The organism is Edaphocola flava, assembly GCF_004118155.1.
In the GTDB taxonomy this organism is placed as follows: domain Bacteria; phylum Bacteroidota; class Bacteroidia; order Chitinophagales; family Chitinophagaceae; genus Edaphocola; species Edaphocola flava.
Window position 1 is genome coordinate 906269 of the sequence record NZ_SAIQ01000001.1, and the last position, 19407, is coordinate 925675.

Here is a 19407-nt window from a genome sequence, read left to right on the forward strand (position 1 = left end):
AAAGGCCCCTACAGCGTTTCAACGGTTAGCCATTTCAATGATGAAAACTTTTTCCTACATTTTGTTTTACAAACCCTTTCAGGTCTTGTCTCAGTTTTCTGCAGAGGGCGATAAAAAAACACTCGCAAATTTTTTCAGCGACATTGAAAAAAATATTTATCCTGTAGGTCGTCTCGACTATGATAGTGAAGGCCTGATCTTACTCACAAACGATACAAAAATAAATCAGCAATTGCTGAGCCCAGCAGCAGCACATCAGAAGACATACTACGTACAGGTTGAAGGTATCCCGTCGAAAGAGATGCTGCAACAATTAACCGAAGGCGTAGTTATTTCTGTAAATGGCAAGCCGCATAAAACAGCTCCTGCAAAAGTTTCTGTAATTACCGAACCGGAGGCTATTCCGGAACGAAATCCTCCCATACGTTTCCGCAAAAATATTCCTACTAGCTGGATTGCACTGAGCATTACAGAAGGCAAAAACCGGCAAGTCCGCAAGATGACCGCAGCCGTAGGCCTGCCAACACTAAGACTGATCCGTCAAAGCATAGGCAGTGTAGAAATCGGCAGTATGCAGCCAGGAGAATTTATATACCTGCGCCCCAATCTTGTAAAGAAATTATTCCTCCCAATCTCCTAAATGACCCATTAATAATTTCGCAACAATTGCGTAATGATAGTGTAATAGGCATCTAACATTTCCGTAATAGGTTTAAGGTTACTTCGCATAAACCTTTATACCAATTCTTATGGCAAGATCCTTGTCTGTAGCGGTTATTAGTGATGTACACCTGGGTACGTACGGATGTCATGCCACCGAATTACTCAATTATCTGAGGAGTATTAATCCCCAGATACTAATCCTCAACGGCGATATTATTGACGGATGGCAGTTCAGTAAAAGATACTTTCCCCAAAGCCACTTTGAAGTCATCAATGAAATCTTTAAAAAGGTCTCTGAGGGTACACGCGTGGTGTATATCACCGGTAATCATGATGAAATCCTGAGAAGATACTCTGATATGGAAATCGGCAATATCCTACTGACCGATAAATTTCTACTGAACATTGATGGCAAAAAGATGTGGATCTTTCATGGTGATGTTTTTGATAATACCACAAAAGGATCCGCTAAAATTATTGCCAAACTGGGCGGAAAGGGATATGACCTGCTCATACTGCTAAACCGTGCTATCAACTTTTGCTTAAAGCTGATGCACAAGAACAAAGTATCTCTATCCAAAAAGGTGAAAAATGGTGTAAAAAAGGCGATTACTTATATTCACAACTTCGAACAGACCATAGCAGATCTGGCGATTGAAAAGAAGTATGACTATGTGATCTGTGGCCATATACACCAGCCCTTGATTAAAAATATCAGTCAGGAAGATGGGTCTGTCACCTATCTGAACTCCGGCGACTGGATCGAAAACCTCACCGCACTGGAATATAATAACAATGAATGGTCTCTGTATCAGTATACAGAATGTGAGTTTGCAGATATTCCCAAATCAAAAAAAATGTACAAGAAATACGAGGTAAACCTGGAAATGGATATCCTCCAATACATACATTCCACAAAGACGGCAATATGAGGATTTTCTATGCGGTACAGGCCACTGGCAACGGGCACATCAGCAGAGCAATGGAGATACTTCCCGCACTATCACAATATGGAGAAGTAGATGTTTTTCTAAGCGGAAACAATGCAACGCTAAAGGCAGATTTACCTGTTATAATGCGCAGTAAAGGCATTAGCTTACATTACACTTCAAAAGGGAAAATAAACTTCTTAAAAACGGCGCTGAATATAGATCCATTGCACGTTATAAAGTATGCAAAAGAGCTACCGCTGAAGCAATACGATCTTATCATTAACGACTTTGAAAGCATTACCTCTCTTGCTTGCAAATGGCAGCGCGTACCATCTGTTCATTTCGGGCATCAGGCCAGTTTTGCCTCACCCAAGACGCCAAGACCCCGGCATAAAAACTTCATGGGAGAAGCGATCTTAAAGTACTATGCGAGCGGAACAGTTTCAGTGGGACTGCATTTTGCAGCATACGACCAGTATATACTACCGCCGGTAATTAAAACAGAGATCTGGACTGCACAACCGACAAAACAGGATTTTATCTGTGTATATCTACCTTCCTGTTCAGATGAAATGCTGCTCCCCTATTTATCACAGATAAAGGATTGCAGTTTCCATGTATTTTCCCGGCAAACTTCTTTCATCACAACGAAGCAAAACTGTACTTTCTTTCCTGTAGATAAATCATTGTTCAACCTCAATCTTACGCACTGCCAGGGAATCATTACCAATGCCGGTTTTGAAACTCCAGCTGAAGCTATGGCCCTGAACAAAAAGATACTGGCGATTCCTATTGGCGGGCAATATGAACAGCAGTGCAATGCTGCTGCACTGGCCAGACTGGGCGTATCTACGCTAAATAAAATAGACCTTCATTTCACAGAAAAGGTCCGCCAATGGCTGGACCTTCCTGATACAGTTTATGATCACTCCTTTAACCGCTCTACTGCTCATATAATTCAAGAAATGATGCAGATAGCAGAAAAGGAGCAGGTATTTACTTCACAATCTCATCAACTACTTTTTGAGTAAGCGGATGATAATTGGGTCTGGCAAGGGTATAGATTTCTGAAGCCATTTGTTTGCCTTCAGCAGTCTTCATCATCTCTTTATATAAAGGCTGCAAGAACTTCTCTCTGCCGGTTACATAAAGGAAAGAGCGCATTGCGGGGTATGCAGGCGTATACTTTGTTTTTATAGACAAAAGATACCAGAGATCAGCCTTTTCACTGTTCTGTGTCTGTGTAAGATGATATACCTGATCCAGGTCTTTCATCTGCTCCAGATTGATGTTTGAAGTAACCATCTGGCGCAGGAAATGCATCCATTCATAAGTACTCCATTGTACAGCCGGTAAAGCAGCAGCTTTAGTACCGGTAGTAAACTTTTTCGCCACAGAATCAACTTTTACGAAACGCTCCATATCTGCTCTCGGACAGCTTTTCGGAATGCCGGCACTATATACCCATTCATTGATATTTATCTTCATCTTCCAATCAGGATTCTGATCCAGCAGATGCTTGTTCAGATAATCAATGAAATCTTTTGTGTTCATTGTCTTGAAGGCATTATCGTTGAAATATTGAGTAAGGAAAGTATCCATTTTTGCACGGCCAACGGTCAGTTCAATAAGCTTCAGCAAATGTGCTCCTTTTTCATAGGCAATGTCGGTAAGCCCGTCATCTGGATTACGTCCTTTCAGGTTCAGCCGCAGGTGTGTATCTTCAGGTTTATCTTTCAGATCTTCCATAGTAGCCACAAGGTCCTGATAGCCCAGTTCCCATTGCATATCAGTATACGATTTACCTTGCATGGCTTCTGTAATACGACGCTCGAAATACATGGTAAATCCTTCGTTCAGCCAGAAATCATTCCAGGTATGATTGGTCACCAGATTACCACTCCAGTTATGTGCCAGTTCATGTGCAATCAGGTTGACCAGCGATTTATCTCCGGCCAGGATAGTAGGGGTACAGAATGTTAGTTTAGGATTCTCCATACCTCCGATCGGGAAGCCTGAAGGCAGTACCAGTATATCGTATCTTCCCCAACGATATGGTCCATATAATTCTTCGGCCGTATGCACCATCTTACCTACATCTGTAAACTCGTTATACGCTTTGGCCAATATGGACGGCTCGGCATAAACACCTGTACGGTCATCAATAGATTTAAATCCGATATCACCAACGGCCAGAGCCATCAGGTAAGCAGGTATCGGCTTATCCATATGGAAGGTATAGACGCCATCTGCCGCTTTCTGTTGTGGATTGGTTGCACTCATCAGGGCCATCAAACCCTTCGGAACAGTGACTTTTGCATCGTAGGTATAACGTACGCCAGGACCATCCTGCACCGGTATCCAGGTACGGGCATGTATACTCTCCGATTGTGTGTAGAGGAATGGGTGCTGCTTGCCGAAAGTTTGCTCCGGCGCCAGCCATTGCAACGCAGTCGCTTTATCGGTGGTATGGTAGTAAATCTTAACTGACTTATTTTCTGGCTTGATGGTTACATTCAATGCAGTACCCAGTACAGAATCCGGGTTACCCAGTGTATATGCAGCTTTGGTTACACCATCCAGGAAAACACTGTCAATAACCAGGTCTTTCGTATCAAAAATAATCTGGCTTTTTTTATACGGATTTTCGATATCCCAGAGGGCACTTCCTGTGATCATTTTTGTATCAAAACTCACCTCAATATCCAGGAACAGATGTGTGCCCTTTACACTGTCTGCATTGCTTTGTGTATGGTAATCTTTATTGTCGAAAGCAGCTTCTGCTGCCAGTGACTGTCCTTTATCCTTATCGCCCGACTGTTTACAGGCAAGAAGCGTACAAGCCGCCGCAGAAAGGAGAAGTAGTATTTTATTCATATTAGATATTATCAGATTATCGTGGGTTTACATTGCCCGAAACAAAACTACTGAATTAATTTTCTTTATCCCCATGCTGACTTAATTTCGTGTTATTCAAGCAATGAACATATGGAGCAGATCAATATATTCTGGCATCGGAGAGACCTTAGAGCAGATGATAATGCAGGACTGTATTACGCATTAAAGCAACAGAAGAATGTGTTACCGGTATTTATTTACGATACCGATATACTGGACGAATTAGGTGACAAAACTGATGCCCGGGTAAGTTTTATACATCAATCTGTTGAGCAACTTGGGGAATTTTATGCAACACAGGGTTCAGGCTTACATACGTTTAAGGGCCGCCCTGCCGAAGTTTTTGCTGCACTGGCACGGCAATACAAGATTGGAGCTATTTATTGCAATGAAGATTATGAGCCCTATGCCCTTAAACGGGATCAGGCCATTGCACAATGGTGTGCGCAAAATGATATATCCTTTCATTCTTATAAAGATCAGGTCATATTTTCTGCACAAGAAGTACTTAAATCTGATGGAAATCCATACACAGTGTTTACTCCATACAGCAAAGTGTGGAAGGCCAAATTGAATGACTTCTTTACACGCTCCTACCCGACGGAAACATACTACGCATCCCTGATTCAGCTGAACTCAAAGCCGGTGTCTTTAAGCCTCGAGGTACTCGGATTTGAACAAACAAGAATAGCCCTACCAGGTAAAAATATTAAGGCCACACAAATACGGGAGTATCACTTAACCCGTGATCTACCCTACCTTATAAACGGAACAACACGTCTGGGTATACACCTCCGGTTCGGAACGCTTTCTGTCCGCAAACTCGTAAGGCATATTATACCTCTGAATGAAACCTTTCTGAATGAGCTGATCTGGAGAGAATTTTTCCAGTCTATTTTATGGCATTTCCCACAGGTAGTACAACAATCTTTTAAGCCGCAGTACGATCATATCCGCTGGCGTAACAATGAGCAGGAGTTTGCTTTATGGTGCCAGGGCAATACCGGCTTTCCGATTGTAGATGCAGGTATGCGTGAACTCAATGCTACAGGGCATATGCATAACCGTGTACGCATGATCGTGGCCAGCTTTCTGGTTAAGGATCTGTTGATTGACTGGAGATGGGGCGAAGCATACTTTGCAGAGAAACTACTGGACTATGAACTGGCTGCAAATAATGGAAACTGGCAGTGGGCTGCTGGTTGCGGATGTGATGCGGCACCTTATTTCCGGGTATTCAATCCAGAATTGCAGCAAGATAAATTTGATCCGGATAAACAATATATCAAGAAATGGGTACCGGAATACGGAACAGGAAATTATGCGGAGCCCATGGTAGACCATAAAGCGGCAAAGGAGCGCTGCATCAGCGCACATAAAGAGGCTTTGCAACAGGCAAAATAAAACAGGGACTAATGTTGTCCCTGTGAATAACTTACGCCGGCTAAAACAGCCACCTGCAAACGGTTTGTGGCTGGTGGAATAGGGCAATTATAATGTACACTGTATGCACAATAGGGATTATATGCTTTGTTGAAATCCACAGTCAATATACCATTACGGATATCTTTTACCGAAAGATCAATATACCTTCCTGCACCATAGGAGGTATGTCCACTGGTCTTATCTGTAAACGGTAAAAATAGCCCGTCAGGATCTTGTGCATGCGGAGGATCGGCCTGGTATATAATCAGGCTTACAGCAGTATCTTTCAGCGTAAAATCCAGTTTACCATATTCCTTAAAGTATTTTGTCTTCTTTGCGGAAGTAGGCATCGCCAATGTTGCACCACTGTCGATTGGGGTAAACCGTGCATCGACTATATAGTCCTTACTCAAAGGATAAAAGGTAATGCCCTTGAAGTCAGCTTTCTCTTCCGGATGCAATGGTGTGGTACTATCCTGCTCCCAGAAAACCTTCAGCTCTTGCTGAAAATCGCCGGCAGGCTTCAGGACCGGGTCAGTAGCTGTACCAGCACAGGATTGCAACAGAAGCGCAGCAACAATGATCGTAATTATAAAACGCATAGACTATACATAAAGCTCCATGACATGAGCCATGGAGCTGATGAATAAATATTAAGACAATCCGGTAATGACACCATTGTTATCGATATCCATACCTGCAGATGCCGGCACTTCAGGCAAGCCCGGCATACGCATCATCTGGCCAATGACCGGAATAATGAAACCTGCTCCGGCTGCCACTTCAAATGTGCGTACATTAATCACAAAGCCTTCCGGACGGCCCACTTTCTTTTCATCATCTGAGAAAGACTTCTGGGTCTTGGCCATACATACCGGAAACTTATCAAAGCCTAACTTCGCAAATGTCTTCATCTGGTTTTTGGCCTCTGCACTGAATACAACCTCAGCCGCTCCGTATATTTCTTTGGCAATGATATTGATCTTCTCTTCGATGCTCAGGTTCCAGTCATATAATTTGCGATATGCATTCTTGCCTTCTTCGATAGAAGCAACTACAGCCTCTGCCAATGCGGCTGTACCAGCACCACCTTCAGAGAAACCTCTGGAGACTACTGCTTTGACACCCAGGCTGGCACATTTATCAATTACAAAATTGACTTCTGCATCGCTGTCGGCCGGGAAATGGTTAATGGCCACAACAGGATTCAGGCCGAATTTCTTACAGTTTTCAATATGTTTTTCCAGGTTAGCAAAACCATTCGCTACCCTTACCAGATCTGGTGTGTTATATTCTTCTTTTTTGGCACCACCATGATGTCTCAGGGCACGGATAGTGGCCACCAGTACCATCGCCTTCGGAGCAATATTTCCGGTAGGGCATTTAATATCCAGAAATTTTTCTGCACCAAGATCGGCGCCAAATCCGGCTTCTGTCACTGCATAATCTGCAAGAGACATACCCGTCTTGGTAGCAATAATAGAATTCGTTCCCTGTGCAATGTTGGCGAATGGTCCGGCATGTACGATTGCAGGATTACCCTCCAGGGTTTGTACCAGGTTAGGCTTAATGGCATCTTTCAACAGGATCGCCATAGCACCCTGTGCTTTCAGGTCGCGCGCAAATACGGGCTTGCGGTCGTAGGTATAGCCAACGAAGATATTACCCAGTCTGTTTTTCAGGTCTTCAAAATCCTTAGCCAGACAAACGATCGCCATTACTTCGGAAGCCGCGGTAATGTTGAACCCATCTTCTCTTGGCACACCATTTGCCTTACCACCCAATCCTATTACGATCTGGCGCAGCGCACGGTCATTATTATCCATTACCCGCTTCCAGACTATGGTACGCGGATCGATATCAACTCCGCTGGAACGATGCTGGAGATCATTATCAATTAGTGCAGAAAGCAGGTTATTGGCCTTTTCAATAGCAGAGAAATCTCCGGTAAAGTGCAGGTTAATATCGACCATTGGAATTACCTGAGAATATCCGCCTCCGGCAGCACCACCCTTAATGCCGAATACTGGCCCCAGTGAAGGTTCCCTCAGTACGGCAATAGCTTTTTTGCCTATTTTATTCAGTCCGTCCGTGAGGCCGATGCTTACCGTAGTTTTTCCTTCTCCGGCGGGTGTCGGGGTAATAGCAGATACCAGGATGAGGTTGCTGTTTTTTACTTTTTCTTCATCAATAAAACTAAGCGGTAGCTTAGCTTTATGCTTACCATAATATTCCAGGTCATCGGCTGAAATACCAATAGTAGCTGCGATATCGCGAATATGTTTAATGTGCGCACTTTGCGCAATCTCTAAATCCGTAAGCATGGGATGTATATTATTTTGGAGTACAAAGCTACGCATTAAGCGTGAAGATGTATGATATTGGATATCCGATTATTTCTACTATTTGAATTTATTATTCCCTCTTCATTTTATGAGATTTATCACATTTTTAGTGGCTAAAATTTGCGAAATTTACGGTGTACACTAAAATGGATTTTTTATGAAAACGATTATTGTTCCGGTAGATTTCTCTCATGCTTCTGTAAACGCTGCAGAGTATGCCAGTCAGATGGCCGGTCATATGCGGGCTGATAAAATAGTATTGTACCATACCTATGGTGGTTCTTACCAGATCCTGGATGCCGGTACTGAGATTATTCGTTCTGAAATCAACTCCCAGTTACAACATCTTTCAGATGCATTGATTCCGCTTGCCGGAAATGACGTAAAATTTGAGCTGGTGGCCGGTGATGGTTTCCTGATAGATGAGATATTGGAACTGGTCGACAAATACAATGCTGACTTGATTGTGATGGGTATAACCGGTAAAAATGCGCTTGAACATAAACTGATTGGCAGCAATACGCTGCGCGTGGCCAGCGATTCGGCCTGCCCGGTATTGATTGTGCCTTCGGAGGCCAGCTTTAAGGAAGTAAAAAAGGTAGCCTTGTCTATGAAGTTTAAGGCGGGTATACTTGATGAAACGCCTTATGACCATATCCGTAATATGATCAAAGACCTGAATGCAGAGCTGGTGATCCTGAATGTTGCAGATGAAAGCCATAGGGTAAACCCGCAGAATATACAATCCGGTCTTACCGCGACACACATTATGTTCGATGATATAAATGCAAGCATTGAGTTCCTGGGCGAAGATCGTGTTGTGGAAAGGGTTACGGATTATGTACAGCAGCATGAAGTTCAGATGCTGATCTCGATAACCCATAAACTCGGATTCCTGGAATCCTTATTTAAAGGATCAGTAACCAAGCAACTTGCTTTTCACACTCATGTTCCACTAATGGTATTCAAAGCGATTCAACCGGAGGAGTAATGCTGCGATGTTTCTTTAACTGAGTATCCACTTAAAGGAAACAAAAACTAATATTATGATTTAAATAGTCTATTTATATCTTTTGGTACCTTTTGCCTTGATGCAAAAGGTACCGCCAAAAAATCAAGGCTTTATAAATCCCTGGCTAAAAATCAATGTGTCGGTCGGTCACAAACCAGACTCGCTACTCTCAGACAGTGGTTTCCGACTTAATCGACCGAGCCAATGATTTTATTAACGCCGGATTTATAAGGCCATTCTAAGCGATCTGTACTTGTACGGATCGCTTGTTGTTTTCATCACAGCGATAGCCATTTTGGTTGGAGATGCGATCGTTGAGCAGCGAACGCATTACACGTTAAGCTCAGACGATCAATGCACGCAACGGTACAAAATGGCGGTGCAACGCAATCGCCTTGATGAAAACAAAGGCACTTTTGGTCCTTTTGTTGCCGGACAAAAGGACGAATAGAATAGTCACCTACATGCGGATAATCAAGTTTACTTTATATAAAAATGGCACTATCACTGATAGTGCCATTTTTATATAAAGTAAACTGTCTTTAGAATGTTTTTCCTTTATAGAATACTTTGTACATATTCTGACCGAAGCGGTACTGGATCACATCATAATCCAGTCTCCACTCTGCTACGGAAGCACTGGTCACATCAAAAATATCGCCTTCGGTAAACACCCGCAGTACATTAGCCGTATTCACATAGGCCAGTGAGTTATAAGCCACCTTATAGGATTGCGGATAGTACGCATCCAGGGTATAGATCTTTCCTTTGTAAAATACTTTAAAATAACCACTCGCATCCCTATAGGCCACTACATTATCTCCGACTTTATAATCAGGGTTAAAATAGCCTACAGTATTGGTTTCTCCATTATAGAATATTTTAAAATAGCCGTCATTGCTTACATAAGCGACCAGGTTATCTCCGGCCTTATAACTCGTCGGAGTAAAAGATTCGAGCTCGGTAACCTCTCCTTTATAGAACACTTTAAAATTACGGTTGGCATCTACATACGGAACTACATTACGACCTACATCGAAGCTGGTAACAGTATAGGTTTCCAGTTCATTCAACTCGCCCTTATAAAAAACTTTAAAGCGATTGGCATAGTTTACAAATGCTGCGATGTTATCCGATACTTTTACAGAAGGCAACTGCCCGTCTGCAATGCTCAGGCCATCATTGACTACACTGGTATCAATGTCCAGGGTATTGCCTCCACCCAGGAAGGATTCAATCTCTACAATATTGCCACCGTAATATGCTTTGTACAGGGAGCGTACATTATCGAAGAACAACACTACACTATCTCCAACTGCATAGGTGGACATATAATTGGACAGTCTTGTTGTTGTACCATTTTCCCATACAAACAGCGCATTGTTATTGCGATAGGCAACCAGGTTGTCTGTCACCTTAAAATCGGATGTAAAGCCCTGGTTGATCAGTTGTACGCCGCCTTTGCTGTAAATTTTAAAATTGCGGGTATTGTCCAGGTAAGGAATGGCTACTCTGCCTATATCATACCGAACCGGAAGCAGGCTTTCAATTTTACGGTCAATGCCATTATCCCAAACCATAAACTGGTTCTGAAAGTTGGTGTAAGCCGATACGGGTTGTGCCATTACTTTGCTGCCTATGCTGCATAAAATGGCCAGAAGCGTATAAACATATTTCATTATAAAAGGAAATTTTATAAGCAGTAAAGATAATCGAAATATTCCAGAATGCTTATAATGCATATGAGCAATATGCTAATGCATATTGCTCATATCTACTTTTGCTTTACTGCTTTTTGCAAACAGTATAATTGGGATACCCACCAGGAATACAATACCAATGCCCATAAATACATCCATGTAGGATAATACTACTGACTGTTTCATGATATTTCCTTCCAGTGCTGTGTAGGCCATTTGTCTTGCTATATTCAAAGGACTACCCGAACTCATAAATTGCGCCACCATACCCTCAAATCGCTGCTGGAATGCAAGATTATCTGGGCGTATATGACCAATCATATCCATTCTGTGTACGGCGTTCTGATGGCTCATATATGTTGTTATCAGTGCCACACCAAACGATCCGCCCAACTGACGCATCATTCCCGTAAAGGAAGCACCCTCTCCGATCTCTTTTCCTTTCAATGTACTCAGTGAAAGTGTGGTGATCGGGATGAACAGCATACTTAAAGCGAAGCCACGGAACATCAGTAACCAGAAGAAGTGTTCTTTACCAGTATCCGGTGTAAGAATGTTGTGTCCCCATACACTGTAGACAAAGAAGAGGAAAAACCCTGTAGCGGCTATGTATTGCTGCTTCACGCCTCTCTGGATCATCTGACCTACAATAGGCATCATAAAGGCTGTCATTAATGCTGCCGGCACCATGATCAGACCTGCCTGGAAGGCAGTCCAGCCTAAAGAGCTCTGCAGGTATAAGGGGATAATGAATGTTGAACCATAGAGTCCGAAACCGAGGATAAAGGTAAGTACTACCCCGATCTTAAGGTTACCATCCTTCAGTACCTTGAGGTTTACAATAGGATTGGCACAGGTCATTTCTCTCCAGATAAACAGGTAGAAACTTACTGCTGATACAATGGATGTGATCAGGATTGTCGGGTCACTGAACCAGTCAGATTCCTGCCCCCTTTCCAGTACAAACTGTAAGCAGCCTACCGCTGCGGTAAGAAACAGAATCCCCCACCAATCCACTTGCTTAGCACTTTTCTTGGTGCCGCCATAGTTCGGATTACGGACATATTGCAATGCCAGTATTGCGGCGATAATTCCTAAAGGAATATTGATATAAAAGATATAAGGCCAGCTGTAATTCTCTACCAGGTATCCGCCTAATGGTGGTCCTAAAGTAGGGCCGATAATTACACCCATACCATATAAGGCCTGAGCCATACCGCGCTTTTCTTTAGGGAATACCTCGGTAATAATTGTCTGAGAAGTTACGAGTAAGGCACCGCCACCGACACCCTGCAGGAAGCGGAACAATACCAGCTCCCACATCGTTGACGCATTACCACATAATAAGGAACATATGGTAAAGAGAATAACAGATCCGGCAAAATAGTTACGACGGCCAAACTGTTGTGACAACCAGCTTGTCATCGGGATAATGATTACATTGCCGATGGCATATGCCGTAATCACCCAGCCGATCTCGCTCAATGTTGCGCCCATATTACCTTTCATTTCATTCAGGGCCACATTCACGATCGTCGTATCCACGATTTCTAAGAGCGCACACATGATAGCGGTAACTACGATAATCACCCGCCTGCTGCCGTACTCTACTAAAGAGTCTTGTTCCATAAAATTTTGAATGGATGATTAAATAATTATTTCAAATGCACATCGACAAATACGCTCATACCTGAACTTAATTTCTTCAGGAAATCCGGGCTTACCTTATCCGTAAAGTCGATTCTTACCGGAACTCTTTGTACAGTTTTTACAAAGTTGCCAGAAGCATTATCCGGAGGTAACAGAGACGTTTTTGCACCTGTTGCCGGTGAGAATGAGGTCAGTGTACCTTCCAGTTTCTGGCCAGGGAATGCGTCTACTGTTACCGTTACGCGCTGTCCGACTTTCATTTTGGTCAGCTGTGTTTCTTTAAAGTTCGCTACTACCCATTTTTTATCATCCGGTATGATCTGAAATAAAGACTGTCCAGGTTGTACCATTTGCCCGGGCTGGATATTTACGGTACCTACATAACCATCTACCGGAGCCAGGATTACAGTATAGCTCAGATTCAGTTCTGCAGAAGCGATGCCTGCTTCAGCCTGCGCAATTGCTGCATTAGCTACTGCTACCTGACCGCGGTTTATACCACTCTGAGAAGCTACAGAAGCAGTTTGCTTCATTGCTGCTTGTTTCTGTGCATTCAGAATACCTAATTGTTTCTGTGCAATCTGGTACGCGGCTTCGGCCTGCTCAAACTGTTGCTGTGTAACAGAGTGATCTTTGATCAGATTCTGGAAACGTTCGTAATCTTTCTGCGTTCTCCACAGGTTCACTTTTGCACTTTCGATCTGTGCATCGATAGTACCGGTATTGGCTTGTGATGAAATTACATTCGTCTCAGTAACAGAAGAACCCGCCGCAGCTACGCTGACATTGCTTTTTGCAGATACCAGTCGGGCTTGCGCCTCTTCCAGTTTAACTACGTAATCTCTGTCATCAAGGATAACTAATGTATCTCCTTTCTTAACCATCTGGTTGTCCTGAACCCTGATATCTGCAACATAACCTCCTACGCGCGGAATTACCGGGCTGATGCGGCTACTGATCTGTGCATCATCTGTATCTTCATGTTTCTGTCCTTCTGAGTATTTATAGAAACCGTAACCACCGCCTAATATTACCAACGCCCCGAATATGACTGCAAATTTTTTGCTTTGCTTTTTCTTTGAAGCAGTTTCCACGTCGTGTTGTGCTTGATTATTTTTCATTTTGATATTTATTGTACTTTATTTTTTAAATGAATTATTTTTTTTGAGGATAATAAGACTGGTACAGTGTACCGGTAGTGAGCAGTAATTTCTGATAAGCCACTTTGCTGTCTACTTTAGCGAATTCGTAGTTTACATTAGCCTGCAGTTTGCTGGCATCAGCATCCAGTAATTCGGTTGCGGTAGCCAGGCTATTGTCGTACTTATTTTTAACGATCTTGTAGTTCTCATTTGCGAGGTCAATAGCGCGAGACAATACTTCTACTTTCTTCACACTCTCCAGGTAATCCTGGTATGCTTTATGTGTCTGCAGTTTTACACCGTCTTTCAGTTCTTCCTGGGCCAGGCGCACATCTTCCTGCTGTGCCACACTCTGCTTTACCTTCGCTTTATTCTTGTACAGATCCGCGATATTGTAACTAATACCTACTCCAACATTCATGGCATTGGTTACGGTAAGTGCATCATGAATGTCTATCGCCGCATAACCACCGCTGGCTGCTATTGTAGGCAGGTAGTTGCCTTTGGTGACCTTAGTATTGTATACTGCTGCCTGCGCTCTGTTGTCCAGTGCTTTCATATCGGAACGGTTGGCCAGGGCTGCAGATTCATAGTAATCCATGGACTGCACTTCTGGTTGTATCGCTTCTTTATCTCCGGCAATCGTTACATCAGTCTGCTCATTAATACCCACCATCAGATCGAAATTATAGTTTGCGATCTTTTTATTGTTCTCTGCATCGAGCACTGATAATTCCATGTTTTTTTCCTGCAATTGAATGTTCAGTAGGTCATTTCTCGGAATCAGGCCATTCTTTTCCAGATTGGAAAAGTCTACAACTCTTTGTTGTGCTGTTTTTAAATGCTCTTTTACCAGGTCCAGGTATGTTTGCGCTTTGTACAGGTTGTAATACGCTTCAATGGTATTTTCTACAACTGCATCTTTCTGATGTTCAAAATCCAGCACTGCTGCTTTTTGCAGGTATTTTGCGGCCTGTACACCATTATTGATTTTGCCACCAGCATAAATCGGAACAGATGCAGTAGCCATTCCTAAGGCAATCTGGTTTACTTTAATACTTCCACCCTCAGACTGTCCGCCATTATCTCCCGAAGACATGGCCTTCAGTAATGGTCCTGTTACAGTCGGTGTGTTCAGTCGCATGTATTGCCCGTTGATCTTCAGATCCGGCAGGCGACGATCACGTGCTTCTTCCAGTTGAGCAGAAGCCTTGTCCACAGCAATGTTGCTTCTTTTCAATGCTTTGTTGTTCTGAATACCTAATTCAATGGCTTCAGTAAGGCCCATATTGCGCTGCTCCTGAGCGCCGGCAACTGTGCTAAAAGTCATCAGCGCCGCAAATGCACATACGGATAATCTATTTTTCTGTATCATTGGTTAAATATGCTTTTAGCATTATTTTTAATTCTTTACTTAATTTTTTCACCACTTTTTGCTGGTACAGCTCTTCGTTATCTTCAGGAATATTATAAACCAGGCTGTAATACGGAGTATTGGAGATCACCTGATTTATGGATCCGATCATTACACATGCCAGCATTATTACGTCAATATCTTTACGGAACAGGCCCGTCATCTGTCCTTTCCTGATCACAGATTCAATTGTTTTACGATTTTCCATCCGGCTCTTCACCACTTTAGCAAAAATCACAGAATCCTTATCCACTTCCTTCGTTGTTTCGCGGATCATGATCTTATTGAACTGGCGGCTTTTGTAGAATGAGGTCACAAAGAAATCGACAAAACGCTCGATCATCTGAAAAGGCTCCAGCTTATCATTAGCGATTATGGCATCAATCTTAGAGGTTTTTTCGCTTAAATGCTGGTCGAAAATCGCTTCCAGCAGTTCTTGTTTGGACCCGAAATAATAAGAGATCATCGCAAGATTAACACCAGCCTCATCGGCAATATTACGTACCGAGGTTTTAGTGAAACCCTGGTCAGCAAAGAGCCGCAATGCTACCTCCATAAGGTGCAACTGCTTATCGTTATACTGACTTTCCATAGTAATTAAACGTTTGTTTGAAAAGCAAAAGTAAAATAAAAAACTAAACAAACGTTTAATTGGTTTATTTTTTTACAATTTTATCACAAAAAGGACCGGCACCATAAGGTGCCGGTCCACATATAATAGCTACAATCAGGCTGTTTTTTTAGGAAAGATTAAATGATAAATCTGTATAATCCCGATCAGACCATTGGAGATAATGATGGGCATTTTCCAACCCAGCAGGATACCATATGCTACAAATAAGATGCAGCCCACCAGGTTGATGATGCGTACGATTTTCAATTGCCTGGGCATAAATGAGATAACCAGGAAGGCCATAGCCAGATAACCTACAATCTCTATCTGCTGATCCATAAAGAGGATTATTTATTAATTAAAAGAGGTTAAAGGGCTTCCAGCACCACTTCCATTTTGGAGCCACGGGAACCTTTTACCAGTACAACACTATTGACAATGGGGTTACGACTGATCCAGTCATAAGCCTCTGCAGATGTAGCAAACCATTGGTACTGGTCCTTCACCGATTCAAACTCCTCACCGACCAGCAGTACTTGCTCAAAATTCAGATGCTTTGCAAGATCCACCAGCGATTTATGCTCCTCGTAGCAACTCTCTCCCATTTCCTTCATAGCGCCCAGCAACAACCATTTGCTTTTGTCTGTGTGCAGGGTAGCCATATTTTCCAGTGCCAGTTTCATACTACTCGGATTAGCATTGTAGGCATCCAGTATAATTGTATTGGTTCCTTTTTCGAGTAATTGTGAGCGGCTGTTAGAGGGTTGGTAAGCTTCCAATGCCGATTTGATGGTATCAATATCCATATCGAAATAGGTACCGATCGCTACGGCAGCAAGCACATTGGGCAGGTTATAATCACCTACCAATTGGGTTTGTATGGTGGTTTCCATACCCGAACTCAATACGGCCAGCTTCAGCAGTCCGCTGCTTTGCAGGGGCTTACCGATAATTTTAGCATTAGTCGTACCATATGTATATTGATGGGCTATGCCCTGAGCCATTTCGCCCAGGTAGTCAAGATCGCTGTTGATAAAGATCGTTCCCTGATGTTCGCGTATATAGTCATATAGCTCTCCTTTTGCTTTACGCACACCTTCCACACTCCCAAAACCTTCCAGGTGGGCTTTCCCTACATTATTGATCAGACCAAAATCGGGTTCTGCTACAGTACAGTAAAAAGCGATTTCTTTCTGGTGATTGGCCCCCATCTCTATAATGGCCATTTCTGCATCTTTCCTGATTTTGAGTATGGTCAGCGGTACGCCGATATGATTGTTCAGGTTGCCTTCTGTAGCATAGGTACGGTACTTTGCCGAGAGGACTTTTGTTACCAGTTCTTTAGTCGTTGTCTTACCATTGGTACCGGTAATGGCAATAAAAGGGATGGTGAATTGACGGCGATGATGCAAGGCCAGCTGTTGCAAGGTCTCCAATACATCAGCCACTAAGATACAACGCTCGTCTACGACAGCATCTGCTTCATCTACGATGCAGTAAGCAGCTCCGGCATCTAGAGCTGTTGCTGCAAAACGGTTGCCGTTAAAATTAGCTCCTTTAAGGGCGAAATACAGATCTCCCGATTTAAGTTTGCGGGTATCGGTTTGCACATCCGGGTGCTGCAGGTATATCTTATATAAAGAAACAATATCCATGTTCCAAAAATAAATTAGTCTTGTTTACAATAATTCAGGTGTATTATTTTTTGTGCACCGGCACGCACTTTATATCGCTCATCGCTACGCATGCCACACACCCACACTACTTTCTTGCTATCTTCCAGTACCCATATATGCTCTTTTTCATGCAATGGCACTTTAGCATCGATCAGTATTTTCTTGACTTTCTTTTTCTTCATTCCCATACCGAAGGGATAGAAATAATCTCCTTCTTTCCATGGGCGCAGGATCAACGGAAAAGTCAGCTGGTCTGCATTCAAATATAAATCATTTGGACCGATCTGCGTCGCTACGGGCAGTTCATGGACAGACTTTATCTGTATATCGAAACCCGGGCCCTGTATCTGTTGCTGCCCTTCTTCTATCAGGATATGCCCACTCTCTTCTGTTTTTCGGGCAGTAATGATGAAAAAGTTGCGATCTTTGATCAGGCGGTAATCGCCCATAGGTATATAATGTCCAGAAATGCTGTGCATCATATGCAGCACATCCGGCACCTGTGCCGGTGTGAGCCCGAATGGCTTCAGCAATTCATAGGTAATTGTAGCCAGGGGCTTGCAGTGTACCAGCTTACGCAACGGGATGCGCCAATCCTTGCCCGATTGCATCAGTAATGATTTACGATAGCGCTCCACACCCTGACGATATAACTCTTCTGCTTCTGCGAAGCGCAGGGTATTGTCGAAAAGGCTTTGCTGTGCATTGGGGAAAATCTCCTGCACCTGCGGCAGCAGATGATGCCTTACTTTATTGCGCAGATAATCATCTTTCTCATTGCTGGCATCTTCTCTCCATTCAAGATTGATCTCTTCTGCGTATGTTTTAAGCTGTTCTTTTGTAAAAGGCAACAAAGGACGAATAATGCGTTTCTGCTCCGGCAATATACCATGCAAACCAGCCATGCCCGTACCCTTAAAGAAATTCATCAATAATGTTTCTACGCTATCCTGCTGATGGTGGGCCGTAGCGATACAATCGTAGTTAATCTCCTTTCGCAGGGTTTCAAACCAGTCATAACGCAATTGTCGTGCGACCAGTTGTATATTCCCCCCTTCTGCTTCAATAACTGTTGTAGTATCAAAATCTTTGCTGTAGTACTGCACTTCATTGACAGTACACCATTCCTGCACCAGGGCAGCGTCTGCATCTGATGCGGCCGCCCGAAGATGAAAATTGCAGTGTGCTACAGCAATTTCAAAACCGGCAAGCCCGTATGGCGATTGTGCAAAGTATTTTTTAGCCTGAACGAACAGGCTGGCCATTGCCATACTATCCAGTCCTCCGCTCACAGCCAGTATAATCTTACTGTGCCTCCAGTTATATCGATCTATAATATTAATCAGTTGCTCCAACATATGCGGCAACAAAGGTACATACAATAAAAAAACCTCTTCAGAAAGAAGAGGCTTTTTACAAAAAATATTTAAAGGCTTATTTAGCGCCTAATTTAGCTTTGATCTGAGCAGTTATGTTATCTGCATCTTTAGCATACAGGATACCTTCAGAGTTCAGGATGTAATCATAACCGTTTGCTGTACCGTAATCTTTGATCGCTTTTTGCGCTTTTTCCAGTACTGGTTTGATTAATTCTTCACGTTTTTTCTCAACTTTCTCCTGAGAAGATTGATCATAATCCTGAATACGTTTTTGCAGGTCCATGATCTCTTTATATTTTACTTCTTTAACTGCTTCAGACATTGTTTTTTCACCTTTAGTGAATGCATCAGCTTTAGTCTGGTATTCAGTCATCATTGTTTTTCCAGCGTCTTCAAAAGTTTTGGCATAAACCTCCAAATCTTTATTTGCCTTTACCATATCAGGCATGGTTGCTAACAGTTCAGAAGCATTTACATAACCGATTTTTTGTGCACTCGCGCCAATCGTCATCAGAACCCCAACAATGGCTAATACAAAGATTTTTCTCATTTCTTGTT

At 42.9% G+C, this 19407-nt stretch carries 17 protein-coding genes; 5 read left to right on the forward strand and 12 right to left on the reverse strand.

The window, feature by feature from the left end:
* The first annotated feature begins 40 nt into the window (after positions 1–40).
* The 3 genes from EMP01_RS03875 to EMP01_RS03885 all read left to right on the forward strand — a co-directional run bounded on the left by EMP01_RS03875 (position 41) and on the right by EMP01_RS03885 (position 2626).
* Complete coding sequence (locus EMP01_RS03875; RefSeq protein ID WP_129020637.1) at positions 41–640, forward strand: pseudouridine synthase; 600 nt, start codon at positions 41–43, stop codon at positions 638–640.
* Between the two features lie 109 nt (positions 641–749).
* Positions 750–1595, forward strand: coding sequence for a UDP-2,3-diacylglucosamine diphosphatase (locus EMP01_RS03880; protein ID WP_129020163.1), 846 nt, complete (start codon positions 750–752; stop codon positions 1593–1595).
* Complete coding sequence (locus tag EMP01_RS03885) at positions 1592–2626, forward strand: glycosyltransferase family protein (RefSeq protein WP_129020164.1); 1035 nt, start codon at positions 1592–1594, stop codon at positions 2624–2626. Before EMP01_RS03880 ends, EMP01_RS03885 begins: the two co-directional genes overlap by 4 nt.
* On the opposite strand, the gene EMP01_RS03890 is transcribed toward EMP01_RS03885, so the two are convergent.
* Positions 2592–4472, reverse strand: coding sequence for a M1 family metallopeptidase (locus EMP01_RS03890; protein WP_129020165.1), 1881 nt, complete (start codon positions 4470–4472; stop codon positions 2592–2594). The genes EMP01_RS03885 and EMP01_RS03890 overlap by 35 nt on opposite strands.
* Before the next feature lie 111 nt (positions 4473–4583).
* On the opposite strand from EMP01_RS03890, the gene EMP01_RS03895 reads away from it, so the two are divergent.
* Complete coding sequence (locus tag EMP01_RS03895; protein WP_129020166.1) at positions 4584–5897, forward strand: cryptochrome/photolyase family protein; 1314 nt, start codon at positions 4584–4586, stop codon at positions 5895–5897.
* Between the two features lie 8 nt (positions 5898–5905).
* Here EMP01_RS03895 and EMP01_RS03900 read toward each other — a convergent pair whose 3' ends face one another.
* Positions 5906–6520, reverse strand: coding sequence for a DUF1684 domain-containing protein (locus EMP01_RS03900; RefSeq protein WP_129020167.1), 615 nt, complete (start codon positions 6518–6520; stop codon positions 5906–5908).
* Positions 6521–6571: 51 nt separating this feature from the next.
* Positions 6572–8242 carry a formate--tetrahydrofolate ligase gene (locus tag EMP01_RS03905; RefSeq protein ID WP_129020168.1) on the reverse strand — a complete coding sequence of 557 codons (1671 nt, stop codon included), beginning with the start codon at positions 8240–8242 and terminating at the stop codon, positions 6572–6574.
* Positions 8243–8420: 178 nt separating this feature from the next.
* On the opposite strand from EMP01_RS03905, the gene EMP01_RS03910 reads away from it, so the two are divergent.
* On the forward strand, positions 8421–9254 hold the full coding sequence (locus EMP01_RS03910; RefSeq protein ID WP_129020169.1) for a universal stress protein: 834 nt from the start codon (positions 8421–8423) through the stop codon (positions 9252–9254).
* A 563-nt stretch (positions 9255–9817) separates the two neighbouring features.
* On the opposite strand, the gene EMP01_RS03915 is transcribed toward EMP01_RS03910, so the two are convergent.
* From EMP01_RS03915 to EMP01_RS03955, 9 genes are all read right to left on the reverse strand, one after another.
* Positions 9818–10954 carry a hypothetical protein gene (locus EMP01_RS03915; protein ID WP_129020170.1) on the reverse strand — a complete coding sequence of 379 codons (1137 nt, stop codon included), beginning with the start codon at positions 10952–10954 and terminating at the stop codon, positions 9818–9820.
* Positions 10955–11029: 75 nt separating this feature from the next.
* A complete protein-coding gene (locus EMP01_RS03920) occupies positions 11030–12604 on the reverse strand; it encodes a DHA2 family efflux MFS transporter permease subunit (protein ID WP_129020171.1) in 1575 nt (524 codons plus the stop codon).
* A 26-nt stretch (positions 12605–12630) separates the two neighbouring features.
* Positions 12631–13746 (reverse strand): HlyD family secretion protein, encoded by a 1116-nt coding sequence (locus EMP01_RS03925; protein WP_129020172.1) that lies wholly within the window; start codon positions 13744–13746, stop codon positions 12631–12633.
* A 34-nt stretch (positions 13747–13780) separates the two neighbouring features.
* Complete coding sequence (locus EMP01_RS03930) at positions 13781–15142, reverse strand: TolC family protein (RefSeq protein ID WP_129020173.1); 1362 nt, start codon at positions 15140–15142, stop codon at positions 13781–13783.
* Positions 15126–15773, reverse strand: a complete 648-nt coding sequence (locus EMP01_RS03935) for a TetR/AcrR family transcriptional regulator (RefSeq protein ID WP_129020174.1) — start codon at positions 15771–15773, stop codon at positions 15126–15128. Before EMP01_RS03935 ends, EMP01_RS03930 begins: the two co-directional genes overlap by 17 nt.
* Before the next feature lie 135 nt (positions 15774–15908).
* Positions 15909–16133, reverse strand: a complete 225-nt coding sequence (locus EMP01_RS03940; protein ID WP_129020175.1) for a uroporphyrinogen decarboxylase — start codon at positions 16131–16133, stop codon at positions 15909–15911.
* A 29-nt stretch (positions 16134–16162) separates the two neighbouring features.
* Positions 16163–17449: a UDP-N-acetylmuramoyl-tripeptide--D-alanyl-D-alanine ligase gene (locus tag EMP01_RS03945; protein ID WP_129020176.1), complete on the reverse strand. Its 1287-nt coding sequence runs from the start codon at positions 17447–17449 to the stop codon at positions 16163–16165.
* Positions 17450–17463: 14 nt separating this feature from the next.
* Entirely contained in the window at positions 17464–18828 is a 1365-nt protein-coding gene (tilS, locus tag EMP01_RS03950; RefSeq protein ID WP_129020177.1) for a tRNA lysidine(34) synthetase TilS, read from the reverse strand.
* A gap of 76 nt (positions 18829–18904) precedes the next feature.
* Positions 18905–19399, reverse strand: a complete 495-nt coding sequence (locus EMP01_RS03955; protein ID WP_129020178.1) for an OmpH family outer membrane protein — start codon at positions 19397–19399, stop codon at positions 18905–18907.
* Positions 19400–19407: the final 8 nt, after the last annotated feature.